This is a genomic window from Aquiflexum lacus, from assembly GCF_015476655.1.
GTDB lineage: Bacteria > Bacteroidota > Bacteroidia > Cytophagales > Cyclobacteriaceae > Aquiflexum > Aquiflexum lacus.
This window is the reverse complement of sequence record NZ_JABFHF010000025.1, coordinates 13,109-30,408: the sequence shown is the minus strand read 5'-3', so window position 1 is coordinate 30,408 and position 17,300 is coordinate 13,109. Positions and strand designations below refer to the sequence as shown.

General features: G+C 38.9%; 15 protein-coding genes. 14 read left to right on the top strand and 1 reads right to left on the bottom strand.

The features are described 5' to 3' along the window. Positions 1-76: 76 nt before the first annotated feature. Positions 77-2,200, bottom strand: coding sequence for a T9SS type A sorting domain-containing protein (locus HMJ38_RS19000; RefSeq protein WP_194976016.1), 2,124 nt, complete (start codon positions 2,198-2,200; stop codon positions 77-79). Between the two features lie 94 nt (positions 2,201-2,294). On the opposite strand from HMJ38_RS19000, the gene HMJ38_RS18995 reads away from it, so the two are divergent. From HMJ38_RS18995 to lpxB, 14 genes are all read left to right on the top strand, one after another. Then, positions 2,295-3,593, top strand: a complete 1,299-nt coding sequence (locus HMJ38_RS18995) for a UDP-N-acetylmuramoyl-tripeptide--D-alanyl-D-alanine ligase (RefSeq protein WP_194976015.1) — start codon at positions 2,295-2,297, stop codon at positions 3,591-3,593. A gap of 43 nt (positions 3,594-3,636) precedes the next feature. Next, complete coding sequence (locus tag HMJ38_RS18990) at positions 3,637-3,882, top strand: hypothetical protein (protein ID WP_194976014.1); 246 nt, start codon at positions 3,637-3,639, stop codon at positions 3,880-3,882. Between the two features lie 73 nt (positions 3,883-3,955). Beyond that, complete coding sequence (locus HMJ38_RS18985; RefSeq protein WP_194976013.1) at positions 3,956-4,651, top strand: XRE family transcriptional regulator; 696 nt, start codon at positions 3,956-3,958, stop codon at positions 4,649-4,651. Positions 4,652-4,904: 253 nt separating this feature from the next. Further along, positions 4,905-5,390: a methylated-DNA--[protein]-cysteine S-methyltransferase gene (locus tag HMJ38_RS18980; RefSeq protein ID WP_194976012.1), complete on the top strand. Its 486-nt coding sequence runs from the start codon at positions 4,905-4,907 to the stop codon at positions 5,388-5,390. Positions 5,391-5,502: 112 nt separating this feature from the next. Next, on the top strand, positions 5,503-5,964 hold the full coding sequence (locus HMJ38_RS18975) for a GNAT family N-acetyltransferase (protein ID WP_194976011.1): 462 nt from the start codon (positions 5,503-5,505) through the stop codon (positions 5,962-5,964). Further along, positions 5,961-6,404 carry a GNAT family N-acetyltransferase gene (locus tag HMJ38_RS18970; protein ID WP_194976010.1) on the top strand — a complete coding sequence of 148 codons (444 nt, stop codon included), beginning with the start codon at positions 5,961-5,963 and terminating at the stop codon, positions 6,402-6,404. The genes HMJ38_RS18975 and HMJ38_RS18970 overlap by 4 nt, the downstream gene beginning before the upstream one ends. 284 nt (positions 6,405-6,688) lie before the next feature. Next, the gene (locus HMJ38_RS18965) at positions 6,689-7,318 is read left to right on the top strand and encodes a 7-carboxy-7-deazaguanine synthase QueE (protein WP_194976009.1); all 630 of its coding nucleotides are present in this window, start codon (positions 6,689-6,691) and stop codon (positions 7,316-7,318) included. 4 nt (positions 7,319-7,322) lie between these two features. Then, positions 7,323-9,251, top strand: a complete 1,929-nt coding sequence (locus tag HMJ38_RS18960) for an OmpA family protein (protein WP_194976008.1) — start codon at positions 7,323-7,325, stop codon at positions 9,249-9,251. Positions 9,252-9,784: 533 nt separating this feature from the next. Further along, complete coding sequence (locus HMJ38_RS18955) at positions 9,785-12,808, top strand: SusC/RagA family TonB-linked outer membrane protein (RefSeq protein ID WP_194976007.1); 3,024 nt, start codon at positions 9,785-9,787, stop codon at positions 12,806-12,808. A gap of 12 nt (positions 12,809-12,820) precedes the next feature. Further along, positions 12,821-14,326: a RagB/SusD family nutrient uptake outer membrane protein gene (locus HMJ38_RS18950; RefSeq protein WP_194976006.1), complete on the top strand. Its 1,506-nt coding sequence runs from the start codon at positions 12,821-12,823 to the stop codon at positions 14,324-14,326. A gap of 13 nt (positions 14,327-14,339) precedes the next feature. Next, positions 14,340-14,846: a hypothetical protein gene (locus HMJ38_RS18945; protein WP_194976005.1), complete on the top strand. Its 507-nt coding sequence runs from the start codon at positions 14,340-14,342 to the stop codon at positions 14,844-14,846. A gap of 58 nt (positions 14,847-14,904) precedes the next feature. Next, on the top strand, positions 14,905-15,570 hold the full coding sequence (locus HMJ38_RS18940; protein WP_194976004.1) for a hypothetical protein: 666 nt from the start codon (positions 14,905-14,907) through the stop codon (positions 15,568-15,570). A 111-nt stretch (positions 15,571-15,681) separates the two neighbouring features. Continuing rightward, the gene (locus tag HMJ38_RS18935) at positions 15,682-16,101 is read left to right on the top strand and encodes a 6-pyruvoyl trahydropterin synthase family protein (RefSeq protein ID WP_194976068.1); all 420 of its coding nucleotides are present in this window, start codon (positions 15,682-15,684) and stop codon (positions 16,099-16,101) included. Next, entirely contained in the window at positions 16,101-17,207 is a 1,107-nt protein-coding gene (lpxB, locus tag HMJ38_RS18930) for a lipid-A-disaccharide synthase (protein ID WP_194976003.1), read from the top strand. Before HMJ38_RS18935 ends, lpxB begins: the two co-directional genes overlap by 1 nt. The last annotated feature ends 93 nt before the right edge of the window (positions 17,208-17,300 follow it).

The window sequence follows — 17,300 nt, the reverse complement described above, 5'->3', positions numbered from 1 at the left end:
TCCCAAAATCAGGTGTCCGAAAAAATACCATGTTTTTTGTATTTCTATATACCCACTGGCACGGATAAGAATTTGGTCAGGGCTGCACTATTATTTTGCGGCTAACCCTTCTGCCATCTGTGGTGGTCAATTGTATGATATATAATCCGGATGATAAAAATTGAGCTTGGATCTCAAACTCCCGGTTAGCAGTTAATCTGATTTGGTCAATCATGACTTGACCCAAGCTGTTGATAAGTCTAAAGTCTGAAGTTTGTGAAGCGATAATTTTGAATTGTCCCTGACTTGGGTTAGGGTAGATTTTCACCAATAATTCATTCTCGATGGGATTTTCACTTTCACCCTTAAATTTCAAATATTCCAATCCCCCTGCAGTATTACCCAGAAGTAAATCAGGATTTTCTGAAAAAGGTTTTGGAATTGAGGTTATCCAAGTATTCCTGCCCATTTTGCTGTTATGGGTTTCTCCTTCAATCAGTTCGATTTGTATTTGTTGCCTTTCAACTTGATTCATAAAGTCAGGAATATAAACCAATATTCCCCGCTGATCGATGGCATATAAAGAAGGGTTTGGGCCGGGAATCACGTGAATGTTGAGATTGCGGCTTGCAGGATTGTCTGAAAAATCCAGAAAACCCCTAGTAACAAGAGAAAGATGTTCCGCTGCATTGATATCAAATTCAAAAAGCACCAACTCACCTGTTTGTCGAGCGAGAAATAAATAATCTTTGTTTCCATACGAGAACAATTCCAAATGATCTAAAGGCCTGCTTCCTGTAACAGGAATAGTTACCTGCTTGGGATTGGAGAAAAGTGGGTCTGTATCAAAAAAAGCCCGATGTCTCAAGTCCAGGTTAGCAGTATCCACACCAGCAATCCAATAGGTATTTTGGTCGGTGGAGGTGAGAAATTCAAAATACTGGAGATTCAAAAGTCCAAGGTCGGATAGTCCAAGATAATCTTCATCCACCAAGTCCCATCCAGCTTGGGTTACCTCAATCCGATGTGCGGTTCCTATTATTCTGCCATCTTTTAGGCGGTTGGCAGTAAGAATCAACTCCCCTGATTCTTTAAAACCTTTGAAAAAAGGTCTGCTGTTTTCTCCCAAATCAAATATATGGGACTGAAGAAAAGGTTTAGCCTCTATAGGAGCTTGTTCATCAAATGAAAGTTGGAATACATTTTCCCTGTAATCTGAATTGAAGACTCCGGCCACCGCAGAAGAATTGCTGCTGATCAGCAAACCTATTTCCCAAAGATAGGAGGCATGAAAGACAGGGAATTCAGGAAGTGGCCCAATATTTGGAATTTCGGTGGAATATTCATCAAAAAGAGGCTGAGCATTTGTCCCTTTATTCGGAAGGAAATATAAGGTGTTGCATTCATCCTGTCCCAAAAGTAAGTCAAAGATACCATCATCATCGAAGTCAGTATAAAGTACAGAATGACCTCCTGCATGCTGGATTCTTTTGTTTTCATCTTCTATTTGTTCAATTCTACCAATAGGAAATCCATCACAGGTAATACCAAAACTAAAGCCGTCACAATTGCAAAATTCAAAATTTCCCCATCGACGTTCAGGAAATGCAAAACCATCGATATCTGCAAAGCCTTTTCGTTCGACACTGGTATTGAGGTAGAATTCAAGGTAATCACCCGAAGCAAAATTGAAAGTTGCAATATCCAAATCTCCATCACCATCAATGTCCATGATCAAAGGTATGTCCAAGTTATTGGCCTGAAGATTAGAATTGTTGTCCAGTCTTAAAAAATTCTGTGCCAGTTCCCAACTTGGATATTTGGCACCTTGCTGAGTGATATTTCGATAAGCCCTGATTCCAAAAGGGCTGCTGGTGAACAGATCTTTTTTACCGTTTCCATTGAAATCAGCAAGTACCAAAAATCCTGAAACATCATTTGGAAAATAATATGACATCTCGGGAAGATATACAAAATCATTTCCATCTGTTTGAAACACCAAAATCCTACGGGAATTGATGTCCCATACAATCAATTCTTCTTTTCCATCTCCATTGGTATCCATTTGTTGGAATTGAGCGGCATTGATGCCTACAGCAAAGGGCATTTCGATGTCATTTCCCTGAAGAGAAACTTTGGTGGATTGGTCAAAAGTGAAGGTTTGTTGGGCATTTGCCCAAAAGGTGATTAAAAATAAGATCGAAATAAAAAGGTACTTCATCAATTGGTCTTCGTATTAAGTCCTAAAATTAAACGATAGAATTTGATATAAGATGTTTGTGAATCCTTTAATTTTAGCCATCAAATCTGAAATCATGAATATCCCCCAACTTTACAACCATTTCCTTCGAGCTACAGGAGTAAGTACAGATACCAGAAAAATAGATCAAGGCAACATCTTTTTTGCCCTGAAAGGGCCAAATTTCAATGCCAATGATTTTGCCTCCAAGGCTTTGGAAATTGGAGCTTCTATGGTAGTGGTGGATGAAAAAAGGGTCGTGCCTGAAAATGACAACAGGTTTTTTCTGGTGGAGGATGTTTTGTTGGCATTGCAGCAACTCGCAAATTATCACAGAAAACAACTGACCATACCGATCATTGGATTGACCGGAAGCAATGGCAAGACAACTTCCAAAGAATTGCTTCACGCTGTTTTGAAAAGGAAATATAAGACCGCAGCCACTGTCGGCAATTTGAACAACCATATTGGAGTTCCTTTGACCATTTTGGGGATAGGAAAAGAAGTGGAAATAGCAATTGTGGAAATGGGGGCGAATAAACAAGGGGATATCAAAGAACTCTGTGACATCGCAGAACCTACCCATGGATTTATTACCAATATTGGCAAAGCTCATTTAGAAGGCATGGGCGGACCTGAAGGGGTGCTGAAAACCAAGACAGAACTTTTCCAACATCTCCGGGAAAATAAAGGAACAGTTTTTATCAATTCCCAGGACCCGATTTTGTCCAATATGGCCAAACGTTTTGAAGAACCGATTCTTTATCCTTCCAAAGGGGATTTCTGTGAAGTGACATTTGTGGAGGCTGATCCTTTTGTGAAGTTCAGGGTTGAAGGCCAAGAAGGAACTTATCAATCCGCTTTGATTGGAGCATATAATTTTGGAAATATTGCTACAGCACTCTGTGTGGGCAAGTTTTTTGAGGTGCCAATGATTGAAGCCGTGGAAGCTGTGATTGCATACAATCCTTCCAATATGCGTTCGCAACTTATTGAGAAACGCAGCAACCTGATCATTCTCGATGCCTATAATGCCAACCCTTCCAGTATGGAAGTTGCCATCAAGACATTTGGGAGCATGACAGGCAAAAAATACAAGATGGTGATTTTGGGTGATATGTATGAATTGGGGGACAGTACAGTAGAGGAACACAGCAAATTAGGAGAATTGATCAGTCAATATTCTTTTGACAAAATCTGCCTATCCGGCAAGCATATCAAAGCCGCACTTGGAAAAGCCCCTATTTCAACGCTTTATTTCCCCGATCCTTTTTCCTTCAGAAACTGGCTTCAGGATTCCAAGTTGGAAGATTATATGATCCTGATAAAAGGGAGTAGAGGGATGAAGTTGGAGGGGTTGGTGGAGTTTATTTAAAAAGATTTTTGGATTCGGGTATATTGGAGTCGTTCCTTTCATTTTGATCAAGGATGAGATCATTCTTGAACCGGTCATCGGCATTCCGGTCAATGCAAGGAATTTTGATTTGGCCGGTTTGGCTGAAATTGGCGGTGGGTATAGGATGGAAAAACTTTGGTTGACTGCTTCTGTCAATTATCTTCATAGTATAACCAATACTTCCATGACCAACACTGCTTTTTTTGGAAATGCTGATTTCAAGCATAAAGGAATGATATTTTCATTGGGAATGAAATATGGGTTGTAAATGTTAAAATTATCAACAATTTTTTGATAATAATTTTAGCATTTCATATTTTTATCGGATTAAATGAAAATCCATGTACCTCAATTCCAATATCAAAGTCCTCAGAAAGAGGAAATCCATTACCCAGGAAAATATGGCAACTGCTATTGGCATCAGCAGGTCAAAACTTGCCGGGTATGAACTCAACGTCAATCCTCCTTTGGACACAGTGTTATTGATTGCGGATTATTTGAGTGTATCCGTGGATATTCTGTTGAGAAAAAAATTGGAAGACCTTTCTGAATACAAGTTGCGGGAGTTACTGGAAACAGATCAATTTCTTAAAGGAAGAAACCTGCGGATTTTGGCGACCACTGTTGATGCTGATGGTCGCGAACTGATAGAGGTAGTTTCCCAAAAAGTCAAAGCAAGTTACTTAGCAGGTTTTTCTGATCCGGATTTTATAGAAGAATTGCCGAGGTTTAACCTCCCTTTTTTACCTCAGGACAAAAAGTACCGGGTGTTTCAGGTAGACGGGGATTCCATGCTGCCGATCCCCGACGGAGCTTGGATAGTCTGTGAATATGTAGATGATTGGACAGCGATCAAAGACGGGGGCAAATATGTCATTGTAACTGAAGGTGATGGCGTAACATTTAAAATTACCTACAACCAAATCAAGGATAACGAGCGGCTTTTACTTTGCTCATCTAACCCGATTTACAAACCATTTGAAGTAGATATCAATGCTTTAAGAGAAGTATGGATGTTCAGATTAATGATGGTTTAAGGATTTTTGACCCACTTTATGGGATGTTAAATCTAAATTGGGTATATTTTCTGTACATCAAATTGGGTGGTTTTTACAATTTGATGAATGGTTTGTTTTGGATGAATAGATTTTCTAATTCTGTAGTCTTTAGAAATTTTTTTTGAAATTAATTGTTTTTTAAGAAGACAAAATGGGTTTTAATCCGTTGTACATAAATAGTTTGGAAGTGCTTATTGAAAAATTGAGTATTAACCTTAAAAGATCAGTAATCATGAGAGAGAATGCGGTAATGAGAACCCCTTTAGGGAATGTATTAGTCGAAACTTGGGATGACTACCTTGTAAAACTTCAGTTTACAGATCTGCCGGAAACTGATAAATTTTTGGATGGTTTACTGATGGACATTAGGATTCAATTGGGTCTTTATTTTCAGGGTAAACAAAAAACCTTTGACATTCCTGTCGCCTTTGGCGGAACCGATTTTCAGCATAAGGTATGGATGGAAGTCAATAAAATTCCATTTGGAAATACAAGTACCTACGAAAAAATTGCAGCCAACATCGGAAATCCCCAAGCAGTAAGAGCGGTGGGAACTGCGATTGGTGCAAATCCTATTCTGGTCATGTTGCCCTGTCATAGGATTGTTGGTAAACATGGTCAGTTGACCGGATATGCCGGCGGACTTTGGAGAAAATCGCAATTGCTCGAAATTGAGCAAAAGGAGAAGGTTGGTAAGCAAGTCCCGTTACAATTTTAGGATATAAGGTTAAATTTCATAAATTGAGAATACAAAAAAGCCAAGTTTGGGAATCCGAATTTGGCTTTTTTGTTTTAAATTTCAATCATCATCTTTTTAATCCATAACAGACATGTCTTCCTTAAAAATCATTGAATATTCCCCGGAACTGCAACAGTATTTTGAAAAAATCAACAAACAATGGGTCGAGCAGTATTTTACCCTTGAACCCATTGACTTGGCACAACTGAAAAATCCGAAAGAAACTATTTTGGATAAAGGAGGGGCCATTCTTTTTGCAAAAGAAGGAGAAAAAATTATTGGGACGGTGGGTTTGAGTAAAGTAGAAGATGGTGTATTTGAAATGATTAAGATGGGAGTTAGTCCCGAAGCACAAGGGAAAAAAGTAGGACAGTTGCTCGGTCAGGCTATCCTGGAAAAAGCCAAGGAATTGGGTGCACATAAAGTGATTCTTTATTCCAACAGTAAACTCGTAGCAGCACTTCACCTTTACAAAAAACTTGGTTTTAAAGAATTGGTACCGGAATGTGGGAAATACAATAGGTGTGATGTCAAAATGGAAATGGATTTATGACAGAGATTAAAATCAGAACTGGATCTATCAGCGAGGTAGTGGAACTCAGCAGGAAAGTTCCTGAGTTTTTTCAACCTCATTCAGAAAAAATTTATGAAGAGAGATTAGCTGACACTCAACACTTAATCTTGATAGCAGAACTAGATGGCAATCCAGCCGGATTTAAGGTGGGCTATCAGAGATACAGTCATGATGTTTTTTATTCTTGGATGGGAGGGGTGTTGAATGAATATCGTAGGAAAGGCATTGCTACCAAGCTAGCCAATGAACAAGAAACTTGGGCAAAAACCCGGGGTTATACTAAGGTTGTATTCAAAACCCGAAACCGATTGACAAAAATGATTCATTTTGGACTGAATCGTGGTTTTATGATTGTTGATCTTATCAAAAAAGGTAAGGTGGGTGATTATCGGTTGGTATTGGAGAAGATGCTGAAATAGAAAAAATGTACAAATTATTATGAACCAAGTATCAAGAAATATGCGGCTTTATGACACATAAATGATTCGGTTTTTAATATTTGACTTTTTGATTTTGTTCAGTGTAACAGAGGGTTGTTAAACTTCTTGGATTATCTGAAACACTGTAAAATTTAGATTTCCAGAGAATATTCCAATCTATATAGGTTATTATTTTTAGCCATTATTATGATTTTCCTATACCTTTGCAAACCAAAATACAAATTTATCACTCAGCGGTTCAATAACCCGCTTTATCAAAAATTATGGAAAATACTAAAGTAGAAATAGATTCAGGGAAGATGCTCCCTGTGATGGAAGCATTTTATACCATTCAGGGAGAAGGGATGCATTCCGGTGCGGCGGCTTATTTTATAAGATTGGGCGGATGTGATGTAGGTTGTGTCTGGTGCGACGTTAAAGATTCCTGGGATGCGGGTAAATGGCCTGCGCTGAATATCCAAGAGATAGTAAAAGCTGCTATGGTATATCCCGGAAGACTTGTTGTAATTACCGGCGGTGAGCCATTGATGTATAATTTAGCGCCTTTGACAGCGTTATTGCATGAAAATGGTTTTAAAATTCACATTGAAACATCAGGAGTTTACCCTGTAACTGGGCAATTTGATTGGATTTGTTTTTCACCCAAGAAATTCAAAGATCCCCATCCGGAAATTTATAAGCTTGCTGATGAATTGAAGGTAGTAATTTATCATAAGTCTGATTTTGAATTTGCTGAAAAGCATGCCGAAAAAGTAATTAAATCCTGTAAAAAATTGCTTCAACCTGAATGGAGTAAGCGGGAAACCATGACGGAGCAAATCATAAATTATGTTAAATCCTTTCCAAATTGGAAAATATCGCTGCAAACCCATAAATTTATGGATATACCTTAACCCCATGAAATCAGTTACCCTTTTATTAATGATGGTTTTATTTGTCCATATCGGCTTTGGACAAACATATACTATCATTGACAGTAGGGCCATCAAGTTGCATCAAGAGGGTGATGAGCTTGTGCAAAGGAGACAATATGATGATGCTATCATGAAGTACAAAGCCTCGATTCAGCGGGAAGCAAGTTTTTTGGAATCTTATCTAAAATTGGGAAGGATTTACCTGACGAAGGGAGAACCAAATGAGGCCTTGGAAATCTCAGCAAGGGGAGAAGCAAGGGCGCGTACCTCTTCAAAAGCATCAAATCATTTAAAAGGAGAATTTAATTGGCTCAATCTTCATTGCTATTTGAGTATAGGAGAGTTTCAACAAGCTATTGAACAATTTGGAAAGGCGGACATACTCTTGGACGACAGTTTTAAAAGAGTTAATGAGTATAAAGATACAAAGTCTCAGGTGAGGTTTTTGCAAAATCAAATGCAGAATGTGCTTGCGATCGAAAAGGAAATTCTTCCCGAACCGCTTAACCAATTCCAACTGCAATATTTCCCGGTTCTTACCGCAGACAGCAAAAAGATTATCTTTGTTAAAAGAGATGGTTTACAGAACTTTGAACATGAGGACATATTTGTAAGCTATTTTTCGGAAGAACAACAGATTTGGTCAGATCCTCAAAGTATTTCAAGGAACATCAATACCAATTATAATGAGGGCACTTGTACCATATCTGCGGATGGGAATATCCTGATTTTTTCTTCCTGCGAAACACCGGATACCTTGGGAGATTGTGACCTGTATATTGCATACAAAATCAACGACAATTGGCAGCGTCCTGTCAATATGGGAAAAAATGTGAATTCAAGATTTTGGGATTCACAGCCATCCTTATCTGCGGATGGTAGAATCATGTTTTTCTCATCCAATCGGAGAGGGGGATATGGGGGCAATGATATTTATTACACGTTAAGAATGCCTGATGGATCTTGGTCCGAGGCCAAGAATCTCGGATCCAAAGTGAATTCAACCAAGGATGAGGTTTCTCCCTTTATTTATTTCAACAATGAGATATTGTTTTTTGCTTCTAGTGGACATCGTGGTTTTGGGGGATTGGATTTGTTTGTATCGAGGGTAGTCAATGGAGAGTTCTCCGAACCTGAAAATCTGGGCTATCCTATCAATGATCATCAGGATCAATACTCATTGTTTATAACTGCCCAAAAAGATTATGCATATTATACAGAAAGTACTTATATCGGCAAAAAAGTAGAGAGGTCATTTCTGTATAGGTTCAAATTCCCCGAAGAGATTGCTCTAGGAGAAAGTCTAATTGTTACTCAAGGTAAAGTTCTCAACGGAAAAACGGGAGAACCTATAGATGCCAGGCTTTCTTTGGTCAGCCTGAGTAATGACAGTACCCTTTATGAATTCCGGTCTGATGGAAAAACAGGCGAGTTTATGATGTTGTATCCTGATAAAGCATTTTCCGGCCTATATGTGGAAAAGAATGGCTATCTGCCAAAAATCTACAATGTGGAAAAGGATAATCTGAAAGACCAAAAAAATCTATTGGTTACACTGATCCCAATAGCACCTGGTGAAGAATTTATTTTTGAGAACATATTTTTTGATTTTGACAAAGATGATTTGAAACCAGAATCGATAAGTTCATTAAAAAGGCTTCAATCATTTCTAGCAGAAAACCCAAAAGTATCCATCAATATCGTAGGTCACACAGACAATGTGGGCAACGCAGGTTATAATGAGAACCTGAGTAAAAGGAGGGCTGAGAGTGTGCGCCTTTACCTACTTAAAAATGGAGTGAAAGAAAGTCGGGTCAATGCAATAGGTAAAGGTCAAAGTGAACCGATGGTAACGAATGACACCGCAGAAAACAGAGCCCTCAACAGAAGGATTACAGTTTCAATACAATAAGTATTCTAATCTTTTTAATCTTAAATTTCAAATTAAAATATATAAATAGTATTATTTTAAAATATAATAATTCAATAAAAATCATTTTTTTAGTGAAAGTTTAAAAATCAACTGCAAATTGAGTTTCGGTGCATTTTTTCTACTCTGAAATACGCTTTAATGTGTCCAAATAATTTAATTATTACTTAGAAAAGTATTGATTATGTGCTTGATAGCAAGAAAATTAAAAACTAAGGAAAATGATAGTTTGTAAAATCGGAAGCAAATTCTTTGAAAAAAGGATGTAATTTCTAAATATTTCTCATTTTTTTAAAAAAAAATTTAATTTTGTTTATTTTAAAATATTAACTTTAAAAATTAAAAAATCATTATATATACAAATAATTAAAAGTAAAATATTGAATTTTAACGAATTTAACCAAATTAAATTTTTTGGTATGTTTTGAGCTTTGTTTATTATTTTTTTGAAAAATATTGTAATATTTAAAGTTAAAGGATAAAATTGGATAAAATTATTTGCTCTTCACCTAAATATGAGAAAGTTTTTATTGATCAAGTCAATACTTGTATTGATTTTCTCGGCTGCATTCGCCCAAGACCGAATTGTCTCCGGTACTGTGATATCGACTGAGGATGGATTTCCTATGCCAGGAGTAACCGTGATGGTAAAGGGAACCATGATCGGTACAGCCACTGATTTGGATGGGAACTATTCACTGAGTGTCCCTGAAAGCAACAATATTTTGGTATTTCGGTTTGTAGGATCTGAATTCCAGGAAGCCTTGGTTGACAATAGATCCAGCATCAATGTTTCATTGAAGCCTGACAGCAAAAGCTTGGAAGAATTTGTGGTTACAGGATACAGTATCCAACCCAAACGAGAAATTACAGGCGCGGTCTCATCTGTCAAAGGTGAACTCATAGAGAACCTCCCTATGCAATCTTTTGATCGCGCATTACAGGGCAGGGCAACAGGCGTGCACGTTTCATCGGCAAACGGACTTCCTGGTGGTGCTGTTAATATCAGAATTCGGGGCACAGGTTCTATCAATGCAGGTAATGAACCACTATATGTGGTCGATGGGGTTCAGATCAATTCCAGGGATGATGCTACTTTTACCCAATCTAATCCTTTGGCTTTCCTGAATACCAATGATATTGAATCCATTGAAATCCTAAAAGACGCAGCCTCTGCGGCCATCTATGGTTCCCAAGCAGCAAATGGAGTGGTAATCATTACCACCAAAAAAGGTAAGCAGGGCAAAGCCCAATTTTCTTTCAATTCTTTTATAGGAACTAGTCAGCCCTTGAAATACTTGGATGTTTACAATTCCCAGGAATGGTACCAACTCAGAAAAGAAGCTTGGTCAAATACCGGCAGTCCCATAGCTGCGGCAAATGCACTCAACAATATGGGAATCCTTCCATCCAATTGGCAAAGCCTGAGTCCGGAACAACTTGATGCAGTAGCTGCTGAGCTTTCTACTTATGATTGGCAAAGACAAATGATAGGCTCTGGAAGTTTGCAGAATCATGAACTTGCCATTTCGGGAGGAGATGACAAAACCCTTTTTAGGATATCAGGATCTTACAACTATCAGGAAAGTACATTCAAGCCGGTAGATTTCGAAAGGGGAACATTATCAATCGCCCTAAGCCATCAGGCCAATCCAAGACTAAGGATTGAGAATAGTCTGAATATTTCCACCTTTGGACAAAATATTCCTTTTGCTACTTCGGGTTCATTTTTAGGGAATCCAGCTTTTTCCTCCTCCCTAATTTTGCCACATAATGCCATTTACAACGAGGATGGCTCTTTCAATACCAATATTGCTGGGGTTTTAAATCAAAATATAGCCATGGTCAATGCCTATAATTCTGGTAGTCAAAGAACAAATACTATGGTGGGAAATTTGGGTGCGAATTATCAGATCCTCGAAAACTTGACTTTCCGATCAATGGTCGGTTTAGATTACCGCATGGTACAGGGAGAGCAGTTCAGGGATCCAAGGACACCTGATGGCATAGGAATAAATGGGCGAGCATCTGTACAGTCCAACTGGAATGTAAATTTTATTACTACTCAGACCTTGAATTGGTTCAAGACATTTGCTTTTGAACATAACGTGTCCGTTTTGGGTGGGTTTGAATATAGGTCTGAAACCAATGAAGGTTTGTCAGGTTCTGCAATCGGTTTTCCATCATTTGAGTTTAGGACTATCCAATCCGGTGCTTCACCTGAGACAATATCCGGATTCTGGTCAGGTTATAGAAGAATCGGATCTTTTGCTTCAGTCAATTACGATTTCAGGAAAAAATATATGTTGACCCTGACGGGTCGTTATGATGGGTCTTCCAGATTCGGAATGGATACACAGTATGGATTTTTTCCTTCTGTAAGAGTTGGATGGTATATCAAAGAAGAGTCTTTTCTCCGTGATTCCGAAGTTGTATCAGAATTGAAAATCAGAGCTTCTTATGGAAGAACCGGTAACGATCAGATTGGGAATTTTTCGGCAAGAGGACTTTACGGTGCCGCAGGTAATTATTCAGGCGCAGGAGGTATCAGACCCGTAGGACTGGAAAACAGAAACCTCAGCTGGGAAATCAACCAATCAGCTAACTTCGGATTGGATTTTGGTTTAATGTCCAATCGGCTTATCGGTTCAGTTGATCTTTTTCACCGTAAATCCAAAGATTTATTGTTGGACCTTCCGGTCATAGCATCTAATGGCTTCAATTCAGTGACGACTAATATTGGAGAATTGATAAATAGAGGGATAGAATTTGAACTTACATCTATCAATGTAGATAGAGGAAGCTTTAAATGGAGCACTAGTTTCAATTATACCTATATCGAAAATGAAATTACCAAACTGCATGGAGGTAGTACGTTTCTGCCATCTGATCCATCTATAGCAGTTGGCCAATCTCTCGGAACACATTTCACCCAACAATATGCAGGTGTGAATCCAGCAACAGGCAGATCCATGTGGTATGACTCCAATGGCGATATCACTTATCAGCCAGTTGCAGAAGACAGGGTATATTTAGGAAATTCACTTCCAAGCCATTATGGAGGTCTTCAAAATGCCTTTTATTTCAAAGGTTTTGAGGCCATTGTCTTTTTCAACTATGAGTATGGTCGTATAATTGAAGATGGACAGTATAATTTTCTAAGAGAAAATGGAGCTCGTCTTACGACCAATGCACTCCGTGAGGTAGCTGACAGAAGATGGACTACTCCAGGACAGATTACTGATATCCCTAGACCTTATGCAGGTGGCCCTGAAGTCAGGTCTGTCAATATGAACACCGGCTCTGCTGTGTTGTTAAAAGCCGATTACATCCGTTTAAAGCAAATTACCTTGGCTTACAATTTCAAACCGGAATTGATCAGGGGTCTTGGGCTTTCCACTGTGAGAATTTTTGCACAGGGTATCAATTTGTGGACCTACACAGATTTTCCAGGATATGATCCCGAATTCTTAGGAGCGGCCACAGGCATTATTCCACAGACAAAAAATTATACCATAGGGATTCAGGCAGGATTTTAATTGATTTAAATTATGAAACTCATTACTTACGATATATTGAAATCTTTAGGCCTTGCAATTGTTTTTGCACTTTCCCTGATTTCCTGTGATGGTATCCTCAACGTTGATCCAAGACAATCCATCGATGGGTTTGATGCCCTCAATACGCCTGAAAATATGGAAGCGGCGCTTAATTCCCCATATGCAAGACTTAGGTCTGTGTCTGCCTACGGAAGAAACCTGATGGCTTTTGGTGATGCCTTGGCAGACAATGGGCTTGCGACCAACAATTCGGGTAGACTATTGAATGAAGCCAGAAATCAACCTTATTCCCACTACACCCATTGGACAAACTTTTATTTTGGGATCAATGAGGTGAATTTGATTTTGGAAGCGATACCCAATATTCAGGGAACACCCGCCGTATCCACTGCCACCAAAAATAGATGGGAAGGTGAAGCGAAATTCTTAAGAGCGCTTTTCTATTTTGACCTTGTAAAGACTTATGCATACCTTCCGGGAATAAATGTTCCGGAACTAGATAAGGGTGGGATACCCTTGGTTTTGGAGGGGGTCAGGACTACTGATATTGAAAAAGCCCTTAACAGACAGACGGCAAGATCAAGCGTTGAGCAGGTATTTACCCAGATTTATACAGATTTAGAAAATGCCATTCGTCTTTTGAATGATGGCAGGGGTGTTCAATTTGCATCCCAGACGGCGGCCAAAGCTTTACTCTCCAGAGTTGCCCTCTATAATCAAGATTGGGAAAAAGTAGTAGATCAATCCAACGAAGCTTTGTCTTCCTCAAGAGGGAAATTGTTGGAAGGGGAGGATTATATCGCAGGTTGGAGATTATCTGTACATCCAGAATCCATTTTTGACCTCCGGTTCGATAATGCTTCCGAAAGTAATGGCGTCAATGAATCTATTCAAGCTACTTATACGACCATCAGGGATCTTGAAAATATAACACAAGTAGGAGGTTGGGGAGATTTTATTCCTACGCCGGTTTTTGTCAACTTGATGGGAATTTCAGTAACGGGTTCAGGGCCAACCTTGGCCATAACAGATAGAGGAAGAGACATCAGAGCATTCCAATATGAGGTTGGTCCTGGAAGGGTTGCAAATGGCTCGGGAAGAAGGATGGAGTGCATTAAATTCGCATCCAAAAACGGTTTTGCTTTTGGTGACAATATTCCTGTCATCAGGAAGTCAGAAATGCTGTTAAACAGAATGGAAGCTTATTTTCACCTTGACCAAGAAGATTTGGCATTGGAAGATTTGAATTTTTTCAAAAATGCCCGGGGACTCGAAGAAGTGGATTTGGGAGGAGAGGTATTGCTTGCTGAGATTTTGCTGGAAAGGAGAAAGGAATTGGCTTTTGAAGGACATCGGTTCTTTGACCTCAAAAGGTATGGAAGGGACATCATCAAGCAGCAAGGCAATGTTCCATTTACGGATTTTAGGATTTTGGCAAACATCCCACAAGCAGAAGTGGATGGAAATAAAAATTTAGATCAAAATGCTGGCTATTAAACTGGGTAAAGAAATGAAAAAATTTATAGGATTCTTTTTGGTTTTCGTCTGTCTTTATACCAGTTCATGTTTAGAGCAGGAATTTCCATTATTTGAAGATTCGCTGATTGAATGGGATGCTACGGTCGTGAACAGTCCTGCCTTAGGAAAGGATTTCCCTTTGTTGTTAAGGGTGCCTCGCCCTACTTTTGCAATTTCAACCTCAGATCCCTTGATTACTAGGAGAACGGGTCAACTTAGCTTGAGGGTTAATTTTGTCAGCCCACAGAAGGCCAATGAAGAAAACTTTACCTACAGGGTAATTGCTGATGAAACTTCGGCAGTTGAAGGAGTGCACTATAACATAAGCGGACAGGCAGTCATTCCTGCCAAATCAAATTTTGCAGATGTACAAATTGAAATATTGGATTCAGGAGCAGGGACAGGGCCTGTTGACTTGGTATTGGAATTGGTTGGAAACACCACTGTCAAACCTAGTGAACGTTATAAGAAAGTAGGCGTCAGAATTTCGCAGCAATAATAATCCTTGGAAAAATTTTCTAAGTTCAATCTTCCCTTTTTTTAATTTTAAATCTTTTATGATCAAGTCGTTTCATTTTATCTTTTCTATTTCTTTATCACTCTTTACATTACAGGTTTCAGGACAGGTAGAAACACTTCAGGACGTCAGTATTCCCGGTGCTCCGTTGATAGCAAATGCCTATCCCGAAGTCAAAGGAAACCCCTATTTGAGTGATTTTTCTCAAGGTTATATTTTGGTCAGTAAAATAGATACTATTAGAAATATTGCCATTCGATTTAACCTTTATGGCAATATGCTAGAGGTAAACAGGTTGGGAGAACTGATGGGGTACACAGGAAAAAATATTCATGGATTTATTATTGAACCATTTGAGGCCATGGAAATCTATAAATCAGGATTTGATCTTCCCAAATTGGGAAAAGGTACTTTTGCACAGGTATTGACAGAGGGAAAATATACCCTTTTGAAATATAAGTATAAATACATCGCAGACGATCCCTCTGCTGCCTATGGATCTCAAAAGTCAAAAGCTTTTCAAAGTAAAATGGATTTTTTTGTGGTACATCAAAAAAATGTTTTTCCATTTAAAACGAAACGAAAACAATTGAACGCGGTATTCGGCGTTGAGACTTCAAAAGTTTTGGACTTGATAGGTGTAATGAACATAGACCTCAGGAATGAGGATGATATGGTAAAATTGATACGCGCTCTGAACAATTAAAACAGGTCAGCCTTCAGTATTTTTTTTTAGATTTTCATTCTATAGGGAATACCTATGTTTTTGTGAAGAATAGGTTTATTTTTGCACTCCGAAATCAGGAATACCCGTATCATGGTACACGTTTGTAGAAAAGAGCATTTTAACGCCGCGCATAAGCTTTGGAATCCAAATTGGTCAGAGGAAAAGAACAAGGAAGTTTTTGGACCCTGCTCCAATGTCAATTGGCATGGACATAATTTTGAACTGATTGTTACCGTCAAAGGACTTCCTGATCCTGAGACTGGCTTTGTTGTGGATTTGAAGGCCTTGAGTATTTTGATAAAAACTTTGGTGATTGATAAGGTTGACCACAAAAACCTGAATGTGGATGTGGACTTTATGCAGGGCAAAATGGCAAGTTGTGAGAATCTGGTCATGGAATTCTGGAAAATCCTCGAACCTGCTGTCAATGAAATTGTTCCTCATGGAAGTCTTTACAAACTGACTCTTTATGAAACTCCGAGGAACTTTGTGGAGTACTTTGGAGAATAATGCGATATTATATCATTTCAGGTGAAAGATCCGGGGACTTACATGCCTCCAATCTGATCAGGGCGATCAAGGGATTGGATATTGATGCCTCATTTCGGGGCATGGGCGGGGATTTTTCTCAGTCAGAAGGACAAGAACTGAGGGTCCATTATAAGAATGTTGCTTTGATGGGATTTATTGAGGTGGTTTTTGGGTTCAGAAAAGTTTTGAAATACCTACAGATCGTCAAAGATGATATTCTTGCTAATAGGCCTGATGTATTGATTCTGATAGACTATGGAGGTTTCAATATGAAAATGGCCGAATTTGCAAAGAAGCATGCGATTCCGGTCCATTACTATATCCCACCAAAAGTCTGGGCTTGGAACCAGAAAAGGGCATTGAAGGTCAAAGCCTTCACGGACCATGTTTATTCGATTCTGCCATTTGAACCGATATTTTTTGAGAAATTTGGGGTAAAAGCCCATTATGTTGGCAATCCGCTATTGGATGAAATAGCCAAATTTGAACCACATCCTTTTTTCCATCAGAAGAATGAATTGAGTTACAGCCCCATCATTGCTTTGCTGCCGGGAAGCAGAAAACAGGAACTCCAGAATATGATGCGGGTAATGCTGGAGGTTGTAAAGAACTTTCCACAGGCTCAGTTTGTCATTGCAGGGGTTTCCAATCTATCACCAAAACTCTATGAACCTGCCATCCAAGCGGGTATCAAAGTGATTTATGATCAAACTTATGATCTGTTGCATCATGCCAATGCGGCCATTGTCACCTCCGGTACGGCTACCTTGGAGACCGCTCTTTTTAGAGTTCCGCAGGTGGTGGTGTACAAAACCAGTTCGGTAAGTTATGCCATTGCAAAAAGACTGATCAAAGTTCCTTTCATTTCTTTGGTCAACTTGATAGCCGAAAGAGAAGTGGTAGCAGAGCTGATTCAGGGAGAATTCAATATGAAACGATTGAGTCTGGAACTGAACAAAATCCTGGCAGATATACACCACAAAGCAGCCATTTTGGATGGTTACACAGAAGTCAAAGAAAAACTAGGTGATGGTTCCGCTTCGGATACTACGGCAAAAATGATCGTTGAGAGTTTGAAGATTTGACCATATTGGTTTTTCTTACCACATAGAAACATAGGTCACATAGCTTCAATGGAGCGGTCGATTTTTAGGGCACATATAGACAGATTTAGTCAA

What these genes read in the sequence shown, in the direction of transcription:
- HMJ38_RS18945 (WP_194976005.1), top strand. Translation starts at nt 14,340, where the DNA reads ATGAAAAAATTTATAGGATTCTTTTTGGTTTTCGTCTGTCTTTATACC.
- HMJ38_RS18980 (WP_194976012.1), top strand. Translation starts at nt 4,905, where the DNA reads ATGAGAGAGAATGCGGTAATGAGAACCCCTTTAGGGAATGTATTAGTC.
- HMJ38_RS18935 (WP_194976068.1), top strand. Translation starts at nt 15,682, where the DNA reads ATGGTACACGTTTGTAGAAAAGAGCATTTTAACGCCGCGCATAAGCTT.
- HMJ38_RS18985 (WP_194976013.1), top strand. Translation starts at nt 3,956, where the DNA reads ATGTACCTCAATTCCAATATCAAAGTCCTCAGAAAGAGGAAATCCATT.
- HMJ38_RS18950 (WP_194976006.1), top strand. Translation starts at nt 12,821, where the DNA reads ATGAAACTCATTACTTACGATATATTGAAATCTTTAGGCCTTGCAATT.
- lpxB (WP_194976003.1), top strand. Translation starts at nt 16,101, where the DNA reads ATGCGATATTATATCATTTCAGGTGAAAGATCCGGGGACTTACATGCC.
- HMJ38_RS18960 (WP_194976008.1), top strand. Translation starts at nt 7,323, where the DNA reads ATGAAATCAGTTACCCTTTTATTAATGATGGTTTTATTTGTCCATATC.
- HMJ38_RS18970 (WP_194976010.1), top strand. Translation starts at nt 5,961, where the DNA reads ATGACAGAGATTAAAATCAGAACTGGATCTATCAGCGAGGTAGTGGAA.
- HMJ38_RS18965 (WP_194976009.1), top strand. Translation starts at nt 6,689, where the DNA reads ATGGAAAATACTAAAGTAGAAATAGATTCAGGGAAGATGCTCCCTGTG.
- HMJ38_RS19000 (WP_194976016.1), bottom strand. Translation starts at nt 2,200, where the DNA reads ATGAAGTACCTTTTTATTTCGATCTTATTTTTAATCACCTTTTGGGCA.
- HMJ38_RS18955 (WP_194976007.1), top strand. Translation starts at nt 9,785, where the DNA reads ATGAGAAAGTTTTTATTGATCAAGTCAATACTTGTATTGATTTTCTCG.
- HMJ38_RS18995 (WP_194976015.1), top strand. Translation starts at nt 2,295, where the DNA reads ATGAATATCCCCCAACTTTACAACCATTTCCTTCGAGCTACAGGAGTA.
- HMJ38_RS18975 (WP_194976011.1), top strand. Translation starts at nt 5,503, where the DNA reads ATGTCTTCCTTAAAAATCATTGAATATTCCCCGGAACTGCAACAGTAT.
- HMJ38_RS18940 (WP_194976004.1), top strand. Translation starts at nt 14,905, where the DNA reads ATGATCAAGTCGTTTCATTTTATCTTTTCTATTTCTTTATCACTCTTT.